This window comes from Kitasatospora sp. NPDC056181 (assembly GCF_042266225.1).
Lineage (GTDB): Bacteria > Actinomycetota > Actinomycetes > Streptomycetales > Streptomycetaceae > Kitasatospora.
On sequence record NZ_JBHJUK010000160.1, the window covers coordinates 1 to 18,153 of the forward strand.

The window sequence follows — 18,153 nt, forward strand, 5'->3', positions numbered from 1 at the left end:
CCAGCGACTGCTGCAAGGAGCCGACCAAGCCGCCGGTCAAGGACTGACCCGACGGCGGCCCGTGCGGGGACCGGGCACCCCGCACGGGCCGTTCCCGGCTCACCCGCCGTCCTCCCGGCGGCACCCCCGAACGACCACACAGAGGCGGACATGCGCGACGAACGATGGGTCCACCGATTCCTTTACGCGTGGAACGACACACTGTTCTTCGACCCACTCGATGTCTACTACGAGCCGAGGCCCGACCACTTCCTCGCGACGCTGGACGAGCGGCACCGGGCGCGCTTCGTCCGCAGCGGGATCTGGTGGAGCCACCGGCACAACCCGGACCTGCCGGCCCAGGGCTGGAAGATCCACGTGTCGGCGAGCCGGCACAACGTGCGAGAGGTCGCCGCCTCCGTGGTCGCCTACCTGACCGGGAAGCAGATCGACTTCAAGATCGCCCTCGATCTCAACATCTTCGAGATGCTCAACTCCAAGGGCATGACCCGGGGCAGTGGCGGCAAGCTCGTCACGGTCTACCCGCGCGACGACGACGAGTTCCGGTCGTGCCTGGCCGATCTCGCCCGCCTGCTGGACGGCTCCGAGGGCGCGTACGTGCTCTCCGACCTGCGCTACCGGGACTCCAAGTCGCTCTACTTCCGGTACGGCCAGTTCCTCGCCACCCACACCCTCGACATCCTGGGCCGGCGGCTGCCGCGGATCGCCGGACCGGACGGCGAGGTCGCCGACGACCGGCGCCCCGGGTTCGCCCAGCCGTCGTGGCAGCCCTGGCCGTTCACCGACTGGAAGCCCGAGGAGGACGGCGACGACGAGGACCTGCTCGGCGGCCGCTTCCGGGTGACCGGAGCCATCCAGTTCTCCAACTCCGGCGGGGTCTACACCGCCGAGGACACCGCGCGCGGCGACCGGAAGGTGATCCTCAAGGAGGCCCGCCCGCACACCAACCCCAACCCGCGCCAGGACCACGACGCCGTGGACATCCTCGCCCGGGAGTGGACCTTCCTGAACCGGCTGGCCGACGCCGGCTGCTTCCCGGCCCCGATCGTCACCTTCAGCCACTGGGAGCACCACTTCATCGCCGAGGAGTTCGTCGAGGGCACCGACATCCGTTCGGTCCTGCTCGAACGCAACCCGCTCGCCCGGCCGGTGATCACCGCCGAGGGGTCGCGGGAGTTCCTGCGGATCTTCCTCGCCGTCTTCCGCGGACTCGCGCGCGCCGTCCTGGCCGCGCACGAGCGCAACGTGATCCTCGGCGACCTGTCCGCCTCGAACCTGCTCGTCGACCCCGACACCTTCGAGGTCACCGTCATCGACCTGGAGTCGTGCAGGCTGGCCGGGCCCGAAGGGGCGGACGGGCACCTGGAGAAGCCGGTCGAGCTCTACACGCCCGGGTTCAGCCACTCCCGGAGCCACTCCGGCGCACCCGTACCGGAGGACGACCTCCACGCCCTGGCCAACACCATGGCCTACTTCATCTTCCCGATCGCCGCGATGTCCTTCCTGCGCCCCGAAGTGCTCGGCCTCTACCGGGTCTTCACCGACGGCCTGGGCTGGCCGGTGCGGATCCACGAGCTGCTGATGGACCTGTCGCACGCGCGGGTCACGCTCGCCGAGGTCCTCGAACTCCTGGAGCACGAGGAGAGCGCGCTGGTCGGTGAGGTCCGGCCCGCACCGCCACGGCCGGTCGTCGAGTCGACGCTCGGGCTGGCCGAGGTCGGGGCCGGCGTCGCCGCCTTCGTCGAGGCCGCCGCCGACACCGACCGCGCCACCCTCTTCCCGGTGGACCCGTTCGCGCACGTCACCAACCCTCTGAGCCTCGGCTTCGGGGCGAGCGGCGTCCTGTGGGCGCTGAACGCCTCCGGCATCCCGGTCCGGCCCGCCTGGCGCCACTGGCTGCAGGACGGGCTGGCCGACATCGACGTGGCCCAGTACCCGGACGGCCTCATGAACGGCCTGGCCGGCATCGCCTGGGCCGCCGACTCGCTCGGACTCCGCAACCACGCCCGGGAGCTGCTGGCACACGCCAACCGGCGCGCCCCGGAGATCGGTGACCACACCTTCTACTACGGCCTCGCCGGCCTCGGCATGACGAACCTGCACTTCTACCTGCGCAGCCACGCCGAACGCGACCTCGCCGCGGCCAGGGAGTGCGCGCGGGCGCTGTGCGACTCCGCGAAGCAGGACGGCCGGCACGCCTACTGGCTGAACGAGTTCTCCGCCGACGGGCCGCTGACCGGCCTGGGCTTCGGCCAGGCGGGCACCGCCCTGTTCCTGCTGCGGATGTTCCAGGTCACCGGCGACGAACGCTGCCTGCGGCTCGGACGCGGTGCGCTGGCCTGGGAGATGGACCACGCCGAACCCCTCGGCGACGACGACGGCCTGGTCATGTTCAACTTCGGCGGCACCATGGAGCCGTACGTCGAGGTGGGCTCGGCGGGCGTCGCCCAGGTGCTGCTGCGCTACGGCGAGCTGGACGACGCGCGGACCGTCCTGCGCGCGGTGGACGTCGCCCAGTCGGTGCTGCCCGGCTACGGGTTCGGCATGTCCGGGATCGCCGACGCCATGCTGGACGCCGCCGCGATCACCGGCGACGCCTCCTACCGGGACACCGCCCTGCGACAGCTCGACTTCGTCCGGAAGGTGTTCCTGTTCGAGCCCGACGAGCGCTTCGGGGTCCCGCGGCGCGACGGCGTGGCGCCCCTGGGCGTACCCGGCGAGGGGCTGCTGCGCTGCTCCACCGACTACCTGACCGGATCGGCCGGCGTGCTGCGGGTCCTGCACCGCGTGAACCACGGCGGCACGGCCGACTTCCTGCTGGACGAGGTGTCGCGGTGAAGGAACTCTGGCGCCTCCTGCACGGACACCGGGCCCGCTTCGGGGGGATCGCGGCCGCCGTCATGGTCACCGGCGGGGCCGAGGCCGTCCTGCACCCGCTGCTGCTCAAGGCGCTGTTCGACCAGGCGATCCTGGCCGGGAACTTCCGCCGGTTCCTCCTGCTCGGCGCCGGCTACCTGGTGCTCGGCCTCGTCCTCAACCTCGGGGGCTACTGGATCGGCTGCTGGCGCAAGCGCTTCGAGAACGCGCTCGTGCTCGAACTCGAACTGGAGCTGCTGGACCGCGCGCTCGGCCAGGACAGCCGACGGCTGTCCGAGGCGGGAAACGCCTCCTACGTCAGCCGGGTGCACAACGACGTGTACGAGGGCGTCCTGCCCGCCATCGCCATCGCCATCCGCATCGCCAAGCAGGCGGTGTCGTCCATCGCCTTCGTCGGGGTGCTGCTCTACCTGTCCTGGCAGGCCAGTCTCATCCTGCTCGTCATCGTGCCGCCGTTGGTGGTCGTGAGCAACGCCATCGCCAAGCGGATCGAGGACAACACCGAGCCCGAACGCGACGCGGAGGCCGGGTACATCAACCGGCTGAGCCGCACCCTGGAGGCCTTCCACGCGCTGAGAGGCCTGCCGAAGCTGCTGCCCGGCACCCGGGAGGTGAACCGTCAGGCGCTGGACGGCTACCTCGGCATCACCTTCGTCAACTACCGGCTGGCCCAGAAGCAGAACACCCTGAGCGACCTGGTGATGAACCTGTCGGACACCGCTTCGATGGTGATCGGGGCCTACTTCGTCTTCGCCGGCCGGATGTCCTTCGGCAGCTTCCTCGCCTTCGTGAACTCGCTCTGGCGGGCCGTCACCGGGATCTTCGAGCTCATCAACATGATCCCGCAGGCTCGGCGGAGCACCGCGGTGCTCAAGCGGATCCAGACCCTGCGCGGCTCCCGCACGACCCCGTACCACGACGAGGACCCGGCCGCCCTGGTCCACGGCGCCCGGGTCCGCTACGGCGACGACGTCACCCTGGCGATCGACGACTTCGACCTGCGCGCCGGCGAACACCTCTTGCTCCGGGGCCCCAACGGCTGCGGCAAGACCACGCTGCTCCACATCCTCTCGGGCACGCTCGCCCCCGACGCCGGCCTGGTCGCACTGCCGCCCCGGGTGGCGAGCCTGACCGCCCCGGTGAACCTGCCCCCGCTGCCGGTGCGCGCACTGGTCGCCGACGAGCGGCTGCGCACCTCGATGGGCCTCAACGCCCTGGCCGACCAGCTCCCCTCGGAGCTGTCCTCCGGCCAGCGCCAGAGGGTCGGGGTGGCCGCCCTCCTGTGCGAGGACGCCGACCTCTACCTCGTCGACGAGCCCTTCGCCAACCTCGACGAGAACGGCCGGGAACTGGTGCTCCGCACCCTCAAGGAACGCACCACCGGCCGTGGCCTCCTCGTCGTCCACCACGGCGACGAGCACCTCGACGCCCACTTCGACCGCGTCATCACCCTCTCCGCCACCCCCGCCACCCCCGCCACGCACGCCACCCCCGCCCGCACCTGACCCGCGGACCCGTCCGCGGGCGAAGAGGAGCGGATCTCTGCCGAGATCCGCTCCTCTCGTGCTACCAGGTGAGGCGCGGCCGTCCCGCGGGCTCGGGGGGCCGGGGGCTCGGGGCTCGGGGGCGGAAGGGCCCGAGCGTCGGACGGGCGGACGGGCGGACGGGCGGACGGGCAGACCCCCGGGCGGAGCCCCCACACCCTCACGGTCACGGTCAGGCGTGGATGCCCTGGCCCGGGGTCAGGATGCCCGCCGGGTCGTAGCGGCGCTTGGCGGCCACCGCGTCGGCCCAGCGGGTGCCGTAGTGGCGCCGCCAGTCGGTGCGGGTCATGTCCGGGATCGCGCCGATGATGTACCGCTTGCCGCCGAGTGCCACGGCCCGGTCGTACAGCCGTCGGTTGCGGCGGAGGGCGGCGGCGTGGTCGGCGCCGGGGGCGGGGAAGGAGAGCAGGTCGAAGTGCCAGCCGACGGGCTCGGCCGGCATCACGGCCATCGGGCGGGTGAACCGGTCGGTCCGGAAGGGGTAGAAGAGCAGCAGCCCGGCGCCCAGGTCCTCGGGCGTCAGCAGCGCCTCCGCCTCGCGCACGAACGTCTCGGTGGTCGAGGCGGGCAGGAAGAGGCTCATCCACGGCTTCGGCCGGCCCCAGAGTCCGGCCGCCTTGAGGTAGTCGGCGAAGCCGTCCACCCGGAACGCGTACTCGCGCGCGGTCTGGTCCACCACGGTGGTCTCGGCGGGGTTGCAGCGCAGTCCGCGCAGCAGGGCCTCGCGGTCGGGTGCGGCGGTGCCGTCGTAGTGGGCGACGAGCTCCGCCTTGTAACGCCAGCCGGTGCCGGCGGCGTTGCGGGCGACGTCGCCGACCTGGAGGTCGAAGCGCTGCTCGGCCATCAGCCGCTCCTGGTCCGCCAGGTAGAGGCCCAGGTCGTCGTAGAACAGGTTGAACACCAGCGCCCGTTCGCGGGCCCGGACCAGGCGCAGGGTGGCGCGGACGATGATCCCGGCCTGGCCGCCGCCGGCCAGCACCGCCTCGAACAGCTCCCGGTCGGCGGTGGGGGAGGCGGTGACCAGCTGCCCGGTCCCGGTGACCACGTCGACCGACTCGACGGTGTCCGCCTGGAGCCCGAACCGCTGCACGGCGCCGCCGATCCCGCCCACGCTCAGCGTCCCGCCGACGGACAGGTGCAGATAGTCCGTCAGACAGGGCGGCATCCACCCCTGGGCGAGCGCGGCGTCGGTCAGCTGCGCCCAGGTGACGCCGGCCTCCACCACGGCCCGGCCGGGGGTGATGGCGACGATCCGGTCCAGGCCGCGGGCGTCGACGGCGATGCCGCCCGGCGCGGTGGCCTGCCCGTAGCTGGAGTGCGACTCCAGCTCGGCGGCCGTGCCGGTGCCGCTCTGGCCGTTCATCGCGACGGGGATGCGGTGCCGCCGGGCGAATCCCACGACCGCGGCGACGTCGTTCACCGACCCGGGGCGCAGGACGGCCCTGGGCGCGGCGGTGACCAGGTGCCCGAAGTCGCCCCCGAAGCGGGCGAGCGTGCCGGGATCGACGACGACGCTGCCGTCCAGCCGTGGCAGCGCGGCGAAGGCGCCGGCCTCCTCGGTGCCCCCGGCCCCCTCGACCCCCTCGGCGGTCCGCTCGGAGGGGGCGACCGCCCAGGAACGCCCGGCGGTGTTCCACCCGATGACCGTGGCCGCCGCCCCCACGAGCAGGCCGCGACGTGGCAGGGCTGACTTGCTCATTACAGATGTCTCCGATCAATCGTCATATTTGCAGTGTTGTACCGCAGTCGGCGCGTACACACGCAATCGCCCCGCCCCCGGACCGGTTCGAGGGCGGGGCGGGGCGGTTTCGGGGCGGGGCGCGGCGGTTCGGGGGCGCGGAGGTGCGGTGCGGGTCGTGGCCGGGTGATTGCGGTGCCGTGCAGCGGACAACCGTGATCGGCCCGGCTACGGGCTCCCGGGTTCCGGCCCCGGCTCGCCGGTCCCTTCCGGGTCGGCCGCCAGCGCCTCCCAGAACGCGACGTAGCCCTGCTCGTGTGCGATGCCGAGCGTCAGGAGCCGGGCGCGGGCCGTGGTGTCCGGGGCGTGCGGGTCGAGCCGGGCGCGGAGCTCCCGGTACTCGTCGCGCCACCGTCGGTGCTGCGCCGCCTGCGCCGAGGCCAGCTCGGCCACCTGTCCGGGTGCGCCCAGGTCCGCGAACGTCAGCTTGAGCAGGGCGGGGTTCCGGGTTTCCGGCTCGGGTGTCGTCGGATCGGCGAGCCACTCGCGCAGGGCCTCGTGTCCGGCGCCGGTCAGGTAGAAGACGCGGCGTCGGCGGCCGTGCTCCTCGGCGTCCTCGCGCAGCAGGCCCAGTTCGGCCAGGCGTGGCGGGTCGCGGTAGAGCTGGGCGTGGGGGACCGGCCAGTAGGTGCCGACGGAGGACTCGACCTTGGACTTGAGGTCGTAGGGCGTCATCGGACCGTGCCTGGCGATGAGGCCGAGGACCACCAGTTGGGAGGGCGTCAGATCCTTCGTCATGGTCCTCGTCCTCGTTCCGCCCACTCGTTCCCGCTCGCTCGGTTTCATTGACACCGTATCACTGGGACTGTTAGCTTCCGCGCCTCGACGGTATCAATGAGACGATGTGGAGTTGCCCATGCGCCTGCACCCCGAGATAGCCCGGGTCCTGGACCGCGTACCGCCCTTCGACCCGCTGGCCGACCCGGCGGCGACCCGGGCGTACGTGCGTGCCCTGCTGGCGGGAGCCCGCCCCGTCGAGGACCCTCGGATCACCGTCGGACCGCTCACCGTCCCCGGGCCGGCCAGCGATCTCGACGTCCGGATCTACCGGCCCACCGCCCAGGGCACGGCCCCGCGCCCCTGCGTGCTGTACTTCCACGGCGGCGCCTTCATCTCCGGCGACCTCGACACCGGCGACGCCAACTGCCGCGACATCTGCCTGGCCGCCGGGGCCGTGGTCGTCTCCGTCGACTACCGGCCGGCCCCCGAGCACCCCTACCCGGCCGCCTTCGACGACTGCTACGCCGCCCTGTGCTGGACCGCGGAGAACGCCGACGCCCTCGGCGTGGACCCCGCCCGCCTGGCCGTCGCCGGCCGCTCGGCCGGCGGTGCGCTCGCCGCCGCCGTCGCCCTCGCCGCCCGGGACCGCCGCGGACCCGCCCTGGCCTTCCAGCTCCTGCTCGTCCCCGCCCTCGACGACCGCTGCGACTACCCCTCCATCGACGAGTGCACCGACAGCCGGATCGTCGACGGCCGGGTCGCCCGCGGCATGTGGGAGCTGTACCTCGGCTCCGCCGTCGCCGACCAGTACGCGGCCCCCGCCCGTGCACAGGACCTCGCCGGCCTGCCCCCGGCCTACGTCGAGATCTGCCAGGCCGACGCCCTCCGCGACGAGGCGATGGAGTACGGACGGAGGCTCATGACCGCCGGCGTCCACACCGAGCTGCACGTCGTACCAGGAGCGTTCCACCTGTTCGAGGGCTACGCCCCCGACAGCCGACTGGCCCGCCGCGCCCTCGCGAACTGGACATCGGCCCTCACGCACGCCCTGGCCTGAACCGACCGTGCCGGGGCCTGCCCTGGCCTGAGCCGACCTGCCTGAGCCGACCGTGCCGGCTCTCCTTCCGTGCGCCCGGGTCGGTGCCCGGGAGGCCGGCCGCGCTCAGTCGTCGGGCGGCGCCTCCCCCCACACGATGCGCTGGACCGCGGCGGCGGAGATCCAGGTCTCCGCGTCGCCGTGGCCGGTACGGACCCTCACCCAGCGGCCGGTGACGCGGACGTCGCCGGCGACGTGCGCCGCTGCCGTGTCCGCCCCCGCCACCTGGCCCGGACGACAGTGCACCACCGCGGGAACCCACTGCTTGCTACCCATGCCCACCAGCGTGGGCGAGGACCGGGCGGGCCACCATCCGGCGGGCCCAACGGTGGGTCCAGCGGTGGGGCCAGCGGTGGGTCACACCGCGGCGGTACCGGGGCTCGTGGTCACCAGCGGTCGTGCACGAGTGGCCGGATGCGCTCGTCGTACAGCTCGCGGATCGCCGCCAGGGTGGCGTCCGGGAGCGGCGGCAGGCCTGCGGCGGCCGCGTTCGCGCGGGCCTGCCCGGTGTCGCGGGCGCCGGGGATGACGGTGGTGACGCCCGGCTGCTGGATGATCCAGCGCAGCGCCGTCTGGGCCGACGTGGCACCCTCGGGGCTGAGCGCGGCGAACGCGGCGGCGGCCTCGACGCCCGTCGCGAAGTCCACCCCGGAGAAGGTCTCGCCCTGGTCGAAGGCCTCGCCGTGCCGGTTGTAGGTGCGGTGGTCGTCCGCGGCGAACATGGTCCGCGCGGTGTACCGGCCCGAGAGCAGCCCGGACGCCAGCGGCACCCGGGCCAGGATGCCCACCCCGGCCGCGGCCGCCGCCGGAAGCACCCGCTCCAGCGGCTTCAGCCGGAACGCGTTGAGGATGATCTGCACGCTGGCGACACCCGGCCTGGCGATCGCCGTCAGCGCCTCCGCGCACGTCTCCACGCTGACCCCGTACGCGGCGATGCGCTGATCGGCGACCAGGGTGTCGAGCGCGTCGAAGACCTCGTCGGTGGAGTACACCGGCGTCGGCGGGCAGTGCAGCTGCACCAGGTCGAGCCGCTCGACGCCCAGGTTGTCCCGCGAACGGTCGGCCCAGGCGCGGAAGTTGTCGAGCCGGTAGTGCTCCGGCCGCTGCTCCACCCGCCGGCCGAACTTGGTGGCGACGAACACCTCCGCATCCGGACGCCCCTTCAGGTACCGGCCGATCAGCCGCTCGCTGCGCCCGTCGCCGTAGACGTCGGCGGTGTCGAAGAGGGTGACGCCGGCCTCGACGGAGGCGTCCAGTACCGCCAGGGCGTCCTCCTCGCGGACGTCACCCCAGTCGGCGCCGAGCTGCCAGGTGCCGAGTCCCACCACCGAGACGGGCCGACCGGTGCGGCCCAGTACGCGCTGTTCCATGGGCCGACGATCTCACGGCGCGGCCCGGCGGGCCCCCCGGCGGGCGCCGATCCGGGTGCCCCGGGTGACACGGGGCCGGCCCCGCGCGCCCCGCTCGGCGGAGCAGGGCGGGCGGGGCCGTGCCCGGCTGTCGGCACCGGCCGGATCGCGGCCCTGCCGAGGTGTCGCCGGCCCGACGAGGCTCGGGCTCGTCGACGGGATGACGGCCCCACCCCGCCCCCGCCCCGCCCCGCCCCGGGCCGGGCCGGGGGCGGGGCGGAGCCGGGTCACAGTGCCCGGCGGGCCGCCAGCGCCCGGGCGAGCACCTTCGCCCGGAACGGGTTCCGCGGCTCCAACGCCTCCGCCACCGCGACCGCCTCGTCCAGCAACGCCCGCCGGGCGTCGGGCAGTTCACGCACCGTCGGGGAGCCGGCCGCCTCGACCAGCACGTAGGCCAGCTTGGACCCGTACACCTCGGGCGCGACCGTGGTCAGCAGCCGGTACACCGACAGCGCGTTCGGCCCGCGCAGCACCCGCCGGTCGGTGGTGAGCAGCAGCATCCGGGCCCGCAGCACCGCGTCCTGGTTCACACCGTTCATGCCTGATTCCCCCTTGATCCGTCGACTCCTCCCGGCCGGCTGGGCAGCACGACGTGCGCGACGGCGCCCGCGGACGGGTGCCGGCACGGGGCCGGGGGAGTGGATGCGGACGAGTCTGCGGGCCGGGGCGGTGCCGCGGCAAGGAGAAACGGACGTGTGCTGAGTCCTACCGGAACGGCCGCTGACCGGGCATGATTGAGCCTGACACGCTGCCGCGCCGGTTTCAGTCGGCGGCCTCCACGATCACCAGGGTGCCCCGGCTCCCCGCCGCCACGGCGTGCGGGACGCCCGCCGGGACGACGTACATCCCGCCCGGCCCGAGCGGCACATCGGCGCCGTCCACGACCAGTTCCAGCCGGCCGTCGAGCACGAGCAGCACCTCGGTGTGGTCGTGCTGCTCCTCCACGACCGGCAGTCCGTCCATCCGCAGTACCTTGACCGCCGTCGGGCCCACCCGGCCCAGGACCCGCGAGTCCCACGCGAGGGGCAGCGCCGCCGCGGCTGCGGCGACGTCGATCCGGTCGTCGGCCGGAGTGTCGCCCCGGTCGCCGGTCCGGTCGTCGGCCGCAGTGTCGATCCGGTTCATGGCACACCTCTTCCTGCGCGGCCTTGCCCGCGCCTGCTGTTCAGGGATGCCTCGAACGCTAGCCGCGCGGCGGGCCCGGTTGGTCGACCGTTCGGTAAAATCCCGCGGCAGCCGGGTGGCTGACGGCGGCTCGGGGCGGGCGGATAGCCTGGGCCGCATGTTCGTTCTGGAGCTGACCTACACCGCGCCGCTGGACCGCATCGATGCCGTGCTCGCCGAGCACGTGGAGTGGCTGAAGGAGCACTACACGGCCGGCACCTTCCTCGCCTCCGGCCGCAAGGTGCCCCGGGACGGGGGTGTCATCCTCGCCGCGGGCGCCGACCGGGCGACGATCGAGGAGATCACCCGCACCGACCCGTTCACACGGGCCGGGCTGGCCGAGTACACGGTGACGGAGTTCGTCGCCACCACCACCGCGCCCGCCCTCGACGCCTTCCGCGAGCAGCTGCCCGCCTGAACCGGTCCCACCCCGGTCCCACACCGCTCCGGTCACCGTCCCCACGTCCGTCCCACATCCGTCCCACGTCCGTCCCACGTCCGTCTCCACTCCGGTCCCGGCCGCTGTGAGCCGTACCCGCCGAGTGCCCGGGTACGGCCACCGGTCGTGTTCTGGTTACGATCGGTGAGCACGGGGCAAGGAAGCGCCGGGCCGGCGGGGCCGGCGTACGGACAGGGACTGGTGGGAGACACGTATGGCACACGCACGGGCCGGTCAGCTTGCGCAGCCGGACGACCTGGTGGACGTGGCGCGGCTGGTGACGGCGTACTACGCCCTGCACCCGGACCCGGAGGAGCCGGGCCAGCGCGTGGCCTTCGGCACCTCGGGCCACCGGGGCTCCTCGCTCGACGCGGCCTTCAACGACGACCACATCGCCGCGACCACCCAGGCGATCTGTGAGTACCGGGCCGCGCAGGGCGTCACCGGCCCGCTGTTCCTGGGCGCGGACACCCACGCGCTGTCCGAGCCGGCCCGGGTGACCGCCGTCGAGGTGCTGGCCGCCAACGGCGTCACCGTGCTGCTGGACAGTGCCGACGGCTACACCCCCACCCCGGCCGTCTCGCACGCGATCCTGGCGCACAACCGGCGCAGCCCGCAGGCGCTCGCCGACGGCATCGTGGTCACGCCCTCGCACAACCCGCCGCGTGACGGCGGCTTCAAGTACAACCCGCCGAGCGGCGGCCCGGCCGGCTCCGAGGCCACCGGCTGGATCCAGGACCGGGCCAACGCCCTGATCCGGGACGGCCTGCGCGGCGTCAAGCGCGTCCCGTACGCCCGCGCGCTGACCGCCGCGACCACCGGCCGGTACGACTTCCTCACCACCTACACCGAGGACCTCGTCTCGGTCCTGGACGTGGACGCGATCCGGGCGGCCGGCCTGCGGATCGGCGCGGACCCGCTGGGCGGGGCGTCCGTCGCCTACTGGGGGCGGATCGCCGAGACGCACCGCCTCGACCTGACCGTCGTCAACCCGGTCACGGACCCGACCTGGCGCTTCATGACGCTGGACTGGGACGGCAAGATCCGGATGGACTGCTCCTCGCCCGCCGCGATGGCCTCGCTGATCGGCCGCCGGGACGAGTACGCGATCGCGACCGGCAACGACGCCGACGCCGACCGGCACGGCATCGTCACCCCCGACGGCCTGATGAACCCGAACCACTACCTGGCGGTGGCCGTCGACTACCTGTACCGCCACCGCGCCGACTGGCCGGCGGACGCGGCGGTGGGCAAGACGCTGGTCTCCTCCTCGATGCTGGACCGGGTGGCGGCCGACCTCAAGCGCGACCTGGTCGAGGTGCCGGTCGGCTTCAAGTGGTTCGTCGACGGGCTGCTGGAGGGCTCGATCGCGTTCGGCGGCGAGGAGTCCGCCGGGGCGTCCTTCCTGCGCCGCGACGGCGGGGTCTGGACGACGGACAAGGACGGCATCCTGCTCGCCCTGCTGGCCTCCGAGATCACCGCGGTGACCGGCCGCACGCCCAGCGAGTACTACCGCGACCTGACCGACCGGCACGGTGCGCCCTCCTACGCCCGTGTGGACGCGCCGGCCGACCGCGAGCAGAAGGCGCTGCTGGGCCGCCTCTCGCCGGAGCAGGTCAAGGCCGACGAGCTGGCCGGGGAGCCGATCACGGCCGTCCTCACCGAGGCGCCGGGCAACGGTGCGGCCATCGGCGGCATCAAGGTCTGCACCGAGAACGCCTGGTTCGCCGCCCGCCCGTCGGGTACCGAGGACGTCTACAAGATCTACGCCGAGTCGTTCCGGGGCGACGAGCACCTGGCCCGCGTGCAGGCCGAGGCCCGCGACCTGGTCGGCGAGGTCCTGGGCGGCCACGGCGCCTGAGCCGTCGGCGAGGGCCCGGCCCCGGGCGCGGCCGCTGCGGTCGCTCCCGGGGCCGGGCCGGCTCCCGGGGGCAGGTGTGACCGATCGCCCCGTACCCTTCACCTCGCCCACCGGTCCATGCGTGATGGATCGTCAACTTTCCTCAACGGCAGGGGAAAGGGAGGCCGGCGGCGGGGTCAGTGCGCCGGGGCCGCGGCGGGCTGTTCGGCGTCGCCGAAGCGGGCCAGGGTCAGTGCGCCGATGACCGCGGTCGCGAAGCCGGCGACCGCGAGCGGTGTCGCGTCGTGCCGGGTGTGGTCGCCGAGCACGAGCACCCCGACGACGGCCGGGCCCAGTGTCTCGCCGAGCACCATCGCCGCCGTGGCGGCCGTGACCGAGCCGCTCTGCATCGCCCAGGTCAGCGCGGCGAAGCCGCCCAGGCCGGCCACGGCGATCGCGTACGCCGAGGGTTCGGCGAGCAGTTGTGGCAGGCGCGGCTCGGGCAGCACCCGCACCGCGACGCCGACCACCCCGAACTGGAGCCCCGCCACCAGTCCGAGCAGCGGGGCCCGGCGGCGGCCGGCGAACCGGACCACCAGCCGGCCCGCGACCGTCAGGACCACCGCGACCAGCAGCACGCCGACGCGCATCGCGGTGTCGCCCCGGCCGCTGCCGTCCCGCCCGGCGGTGAGCGCGAGCACGCACAGTCCGGCGCAGACCGCGGCCACCCCGGTCCACTCGCTGCGGCGCAGCCGTACCCGCAGGACGCGGGAGGCCCCGACGGCGGTCACGGCGAGCGCGGAGGCCAGGACGGCCTCGACCTCGTAGAGCGGCAGCCGTTCCAGGGCGACGAGTTCGGCGGCGAAGCCGAGCATGTCCATCCCGACGCCCAGCAGGAACGGCCACTGGCGGAGCGCGCCGGTCAGCGCGGCCGCGTCGCCCGCGCGGTGGCCGGCCGCGGCCCGGCGGGCGCCGACCGCCTGGAGGACGGTGGCTGAGCCGGTGAGCAGCGCGGCCAGGAGGGCCGAGAGCAGGCCGAGGGACATGGGCCGACGGTACGGCGCCGGGGTGTGCGGTGCGGCCTGGCGCGCCGTCAGGACCACCTGCCGGGTGGCCCTGCCGATCGGCGGGGGTCGGACGGCGGGGGCCGGACGACGGGTGGGTTTCCGGCCCGGTGACTCATTGTCATGCGCAGATTCGACATCAAGTTACTTTCCGGTAATCTCGGGTCGTCCCACGGGTGAACCACCCGTCACTTCTCGAAGGAACCACACGTGCACCTCCCCTGGTCCCGCCGGTCCGGCCACCTCGTGCGGTCGGCCCTGGCCGCCGCCGCAGCCACCACCCTGCTCACCGTCGCCTCGTCCCTGCCGGCCCACGCGGACACCGCTGCCGGCACCGCCTCCGGCACCGTCGTCGGCGGCGAGGGCGGCACCGCCCACCTCGACGCGGTCGAGCGAGCCCTGCGCGAGGTGGCGCCCGGCCTGGCGGGCACGGTCTGGCAGCGGACCGAGGGCAACAGCCTGAACGCCTCCGCCGACGACCCGGCCGGCTGGCTGCTCCAGACGCCCGGCTGCTGGGGCGACGCCGCCTGCGCCGACCGCCCGGGCACCCGCGCGCTGCTGGCCCGGATGAAGGCGGACGTCGCCGCCGCCACCCGGACCGTCGACGTCTCCACCCTCGCGCCCTTCCCCAACGGCGGCTTCCAGGACGCCCTGGTCGAGGGCCTCAAGGCCTCGGTGGCGGCCGGCCACCGCCTCCAGGTGCGGATCATGGTCGGCGCCGCGCCCGTCTACAACGCCAACGTGCTGCCGTCCCGCTACCGGGACGAGCTGATCGCCAAGCTCGGCCCCGCGGCCGGCTCGGTCACCCTGAACGTGGCGTCGATGACCACCTCCCGCACCGCGTTCTCCTGGAACCACTCCAAGCTGCTGGTGGTCGACGGCCGCAGCGTCGTCGCCGGCGGCATCAACGGCTGGAAGGACGACTACCTCGACACCGCGCACCCCGTCTCGGACGTCGACCTGGCGATGACCGGGCCCGCCGCCGGCTCGGCCGCGAGCTACCTCGACACCCTCTGGGACTGGACCTGCGGTCACACCGGTGTGTTCGACAACGCCTGGTTCGCCTCCTCCAACGGCGCCGCGTGCAGCCCCTCGATGGAGCGGGACCTCAACCCCGCCCCGGCCGCCACCGGCACCGTCCCGGTGATCGCCGTCGGCGGCCTCGGCGTCGGCATCAAGGCCAACGACCCCACCTCCGCCTACCGGCCCGGCCCCGTTCCCGGCGCGGCCGACGCCAAGTGCAGCCCGCTCACCCTGCACGACAACACCAACGCCGACCGCGACTACGAGACGGTCAACCCGGAGGAGAACGCCCTGCGGGCGCTCGTCTCCAGCGCGACCGACCACATCGAGATCTCCCAGCAGGACATGAACGGCACCTGCCCGCCGCTGCCCCGCTACGACTCCCGCCTGTACGAGGCGCTGGCCGGCAAGCTGGCCGCCGGCGTGAAGGTGCGGATCGTGGTCAGCGACCCGGCCAACCGGGGCACCATCGGCAGCGGCGGCTACTCGCAGATCAAGTCGCTCGCCGAGATCAGCGACGTCCTCAAGGCCAGGCTGACCGCCCTCACCGGCGACCAGGCCAAGGCCGGCGCCGCGCTCTGCGGCAACCTCCAGCTCGCCACCTTCCGCGCCGCCCCCACCGCCACCTGGGCGGACGGGCACCCGTACGCGCTGCACCACAAGCTGGTCGCGGTCGACGGCTCGGCCTTCTACATCGGGTCGAAGAACCTCTACCCGGCCTGGCTCCAGGACTTCGGCTACGTCGTCGAGGACAAGACGGCCGCCGGCCAGCTCGACCGCGACCTGCTCGCCCCGGAGTGGAAGTACTCGCAGGCCACCGCGACCGTCGACTGGACGAAGGGGACCTGCCAGGCCTGACACGGCTGCGCCCCGGAACACCGCCCGTCCGCACGGGCGGTGTTCCGGGGCGCACGGCTGTCGGCGGGTCCGGCCGCGGGTCCAGGGGCGAGCGGCCCCGGGGCGGGCGCGGCGGCGCATCATCTCCGGCGGGGGTGCCGCGGAGGTCGTCCCGGAAACCCTCTCCGGCCGGGCTAGCCGTCGTCCTGGGAGCGTTCCCGGGCGCGGCAGGAGAGGCTGCGGCTCAGCGCGTCGCTGCAGTTGGCGGCGGCGAGACGGCGGAGCAGACTGCCCAGACGGGTCGTGAGCGGGCGGGTCCAGGAGCGCACGGCGGCCTCGACGCGGGCGTCGAGGCGGACCACGGCGGCGACGAGGGCGCGGGCTCCGTGGGCCAGGGCGGTGCCCGTGCGGGCGGCGAGTCGGCGGGTGCGGTGGGCGATTCGGATGAAGCGGTTCACGCGCATGCAACGTGCCGTCCGTGGGTGCGGTTGTGGTCCGTGCGCACGGTTCCGGTGGCGAACGCCGTGGCGCGCGCCCCTTGCGGACGTCCACGCCACCGCCGGGCAGCGGTGGGCGGCGGTGCGGGCCCGGCCGTCCGGCCGTCCATCTGGCACTTGTCCGGAATACGACAAGACCCTTGTATTGAAAGCTATTTGACGATCCATCAATCTGGTCCCCAGGGGATTTTCAAAGGGGGGACCATGAGTCCGAGGCAAGGTTTCGGCCGCATCTGCGCGGTACTCGGCGTGACCGCAGGACTGTGCGTCGGCGTCGGCGGGGTGTTCCCCGCGTCGGCCGCCACGCCGGAGGGGGCGGTCCAGGGCGCCGGGTCCGCGAACGCCGTACCGGGCAGCTACCTCGTCGTGCTCAAGCCGCAGGCCGCCGCCGCCCGGTCGGTCACGGGCGGGGCGCAGGGCCTCGCCCGCGCCTACGGCGGCAAGGTGCGGCGGACGTACGACGCGGCGTTGAAGGGCTTCTCCGTCGAACTCTCCGCGCGGGACGCCCGGCGGCTGGCCGCCGACCCGTCCGTGGCCCTGGTCTCGCAGAACCGGCGGGTCCGGCTGGACGGCGTCCAGTCCGCACCGGACTCGTGGGGCCTGGACCGGATCGACCAGCGCCGGTTCCCGTTCGACAACCGGTACACCTACCCGGACTCGGCGGGGCGCGGCGTCACCGCGTACATCGTCGACACCGGAGTACGGGTCACCCAGGAGGAGTTCGACGGGCGGGCCTCGTACGGCTACGACGCCATCGACGGGGACGACGTGGCCGAGGACGGCCACGGTCACGGCACGCACGTGGCGGGGACGGTGGCGAGCAGCGTGTTCGGGGTCGCGAAGTCGGCGAAGATCGTCGCCGTCAGGGTCCTGAACGACGACGGCGAGGGCACGACCGAGCAGGTCGTGGCGGGCATCGACTGGGTGACGCAGCACGCCGCCAAGCCCGCCGTCGTCAACATGAGCCTCGGCGGCGACCCGGACCCGGTGCTGGACGCGGCGGTGGCCAACTCGATCGCCACCGGCCTCACCTACGTCGTGGCGGCGGGCAACGGAAGCGTCGACGCGGCCGAGCACTCGCCGGCCCGGGTGCCCACCGCCCTCACCGTCGGAGCCACCGACTCGGACGACAGGCAGGCGTCCTTCTCGAACTACGGCCCGCTGGTGGACCTCTTCGCACCCGGCGTGGACATCGTCTCCACGGCGAACTGGAGCGACTACGGCGGCTTCGGGCTCTCCATGTCGGGCACCTCGATGGCGTCCCCGCACGTGGCGGGGGCCGCCGCGCTCTACCTGTCGGACCACCCGGGCGCCACACCCGCACAGGTGGCCGCCGCGCTGACCGCCTCGGCCACCACCGGCTCGGTGGTCGACGCCGGGCCGGGCTCGCCCGACCGGCTGCTCTACACGGGCACGGTGGCCAACCGGCCGCGCGGCCCGCTCTTCGCCGGCACCACCCCGGTGGTCATCGACGGCAAGGCCGCCTTCGAGTCGCCGGTCACCGTCTCCGGGGTGTCCGGCAAGGCGCCGAAGGACCTGGAGATCCAGGTCGACATCGAGCACGGCTGGAGCGGTGACCTGCGGGTCGAGCTGGTGGCACCGAACGGCACGGTGTTCCTGCTGCGCGAGGAGAAGACCTGGGCCGGCGGCTCGGGGATCACCGGGATCTTCGGCGTCGACGCCTCGGCGTGCACCGCCAACGGCGTCTGGCGGCTGCGGGTGACCGACGTCTACGGCCTCTGGTCCGGTGCCATCAAGAGCTGGACGCTGCGGTTCTGACGCTCCGCGGCCGGGCGCGGCAGGTCGGTCCGGCCCCGAGGACGGAGGCTCAGCCGGCCCCGAGGACGGTGGCTCAGCCGGCCCCGAGGACGGTGGCTCAGCCGGCCCCGAGGACGGTGGCTCAGC

The 18,153-nt window shown here is 73.7% G+C and carries 15 protein-coding genes; 7 read left to right on the top strand and 8 right to left on the bottom strand.

The genetic code is table 11. From position 1 onward, the window contains the following. Positions 1-150: 150 nt before the first annotated feature. The gene (gene lanKC, locus ACFC1F_RS37025) at positions 151-2,838 is read left to right on the top strand and encodes a class III lanthionine synthetase LanKC (protein ID WP_376165200.1); all 2,688 of its coding nucleotides are present in this window, start codon (positions 151-153) and stop codon (positions 2,836-2,838) included. Then, a complete protein-coding gene (locus tag ACFC1F_RS37030; protein WP_376165202.1) occupies positions 2,835-4,382 on the top strand; it encodes an ATP-binding cassette domain-containing protein in 1,548 nt (515 codons plus the stop codon). The genes lanKC and ACFC1F_RS37030 overlap by 4 nt, the downstream gene beginning before the upstream one ends. 211 nt (positions 4,383-4,593) lie before the next feature. On the opposite strand, the gene ACFC1F_RS37035 is transcribed toward ACFC1F_RS37030, so the two are convergent. Together ACFC1F_RS37035 and ACFC1F_RS37040 are read right to left on the bottom strand one after the other, a co-directional pair. After that, on the bottom strand, positions 4,594-6,120 hold the full coding sequence (locus ACFC1F_RS37035; protein ID WP_376165204.1) for an FAD-binding protein: 1,527 nt from the start codon (positions 6,118-6,120) through the stop codon (positions 4,594-4,596). Positions 6,121-6,327: 207 nt separating this feature from the next. Further along, complete coding sequence (locus ACFC1F_RS37040; protein ID WP_376165206.1) at positions 6,328-6,897, bottom strand: PadR family transcriptional regulator; 570 nt, start codon at positions 6,895-6,897, stop codon at positions 6,328-6,330. Between the two features lie 118 nt (positions 6,898-7,015). On the opposite strand from ACFC1F_RS37040, the gene ACFC1F_RS37045 reads away from it, so the two are divergent. After that, positions 7,016-7,936, top strand: a complete 921-nt coding sequence (locus ACFC1F_RS37045; RefSeq protein ID WP_376165208.1) for an alpha/beta hydrolase — start codon at positions 7,016-7,018, stop codon at positions 7,934-7,936. Between the two features lie 105 nt (positions 7,937-8,041). Here ACFC1F_RS37045 and ACFC1F_RS37050 read toward each other — a convergent pair whose 3' ends face one another. The 4 genes from ACFC1F_RS37050 to ACFC1F_RS37065 form a co-directional block, all read right to left on the bottom strand. After that, positions 8,042-8,251, bottom strand: a complete 210-nt coding sequence (locus tag ACFC1F_RS37050; RefSeq protein ID WP_376165210.1) for a hypothetical protein — start codon at positions 8,249-8,251, stop codon at positions 8,042-8,044. Between the two features lie 110 nt (positions 8,252-8,361). Continuing rightward, positions 8,362-9,345, bottom strand: coding sequence for an aldo/keto reductase (locus ACFC1F_RS37055; RefSeq protein WP_376165212.1), 984 nt, complete (start codon positions 9,343-9,345; stop codon positions 8,362-8,364). 266 nt (positions 9,346-9,611) lie between these two features. After that, positions 9,612-9,923, bottom strand: coding sequence for a hypothetical protein (locus ACFC1F_RS37060; protein ID WP_376165214.1), 312 nt, complete (start codon positions 9,921-9,923; stop codon positions 9,612-9,614). A 223-nt stretch (positions 9,924-10,146) separates the two neighbouring features. Then, entirely contained in the window at positions 10,147-10,509 is a 363-nt protein-coding gene (locus tag ACFC1F_RS37065) for a cupin domain-containing protein (RefSeq protein ID WP_376165216.1), read from the bottom strand. 157 nt (positions 10,510-10,666) lie between these two features. On the opposite strand from ACFC1F_RS37065, the gene ACFC1F_RS37070 reads away from it, so the two are divergent. Both ACFC1F_RS37070 and pgm read left to right on the top strand, forming a co-directional pair. After that, positions 10,667-10,966 carry a YciI family protein gene (locus tag ACFC1F_RS37070; RefSeq protein WP_376165218.1) on the top strand — a complete coding sequence of 100 codons (300 nt, stop codon included), beginning with the start codon at positions 10,667-10,669 and terminating at the stop codon, positions 10,964-10,966. Between the two features lie 235 nt (positions 10,967-11,201). Beyond that, complete coding sequence (gene pgm, locus ACFC1F_RS37075; RefSeq protein WP_209410791.1) at positions 11,202-12,848, top strand: phosphoglucomutase (alpha-D-glucose-1,6-bisphosphate-dependent); 1,647 nt, start codon at positions 11,202-11,204, stop codon at positions 12,846-12,848. A gap of 176 nt (positions 12,849-13,024) precedes the next feature. Here the strand turns inward: pgm and ACFC1F_RS37080 are convergent, their stop codons facing one another. Then, positions 13,025-13,873, bottom strand: a complete 849-nt coding sequence (locus tag ACFC1F_RS37080; protein ID WP_376165220.1) for a hypothetical protein — start codon at positions 13,871-13,873, stop codon at positions 13,025-13,027. A 228-nt stretch (positions 13,874-14,101) separates the two neighbouring features. Here ACFC1F_RS37080 and ACFC1F_RS37085 point away from each other — a divergent pair, with 228 nt between their 5' ends. Further along, on the top strand, positions 14,102-15,772 hold the full coding sequence (locus ACFC1F_RS37085; RefSeq protein ID WP_376165222.1) for a phospholipase: 1,671 nt from the start codon (positions 14,102-14,104) through the stop codon (positions 15,770-15,772). 173 nt (positions 15,773-15,945) lie between these two features. Here the strand turns inward: ACFC1F_RS37085 and ACFC1F_RS37090 are convergent, their stop codons facing one another. After that, the gene (locus ACFC1F_RS37090; protein WP_376165224.1) at positions 15,946-16,209 is read right to left on the bottom strand and encodes a hypothetical protein; all 264 of its coding nucleotides are present in this window, start codon (positions 16,207-16,209) and stop codon (positions 15,946-15,948) included. Between the two features lie 243 nt (positions 16,210-16,452). Here ACFC1F_RS37090 and ACFC1F_RS37095 point away from each other — a divergent pair, with 243 nt between their 5' ends. Continuing rightward, entirely contained in the window at positions 16,453-18,027 is a 1,575-nt protein-coding gene (locus ACFC1F_RS37095; RefSeq protein WP_376165226.1) for a S8 family serine peptidase, read from the top strand. Positions 18,028-18,153 lie beyond the last annotated feature (126 nt).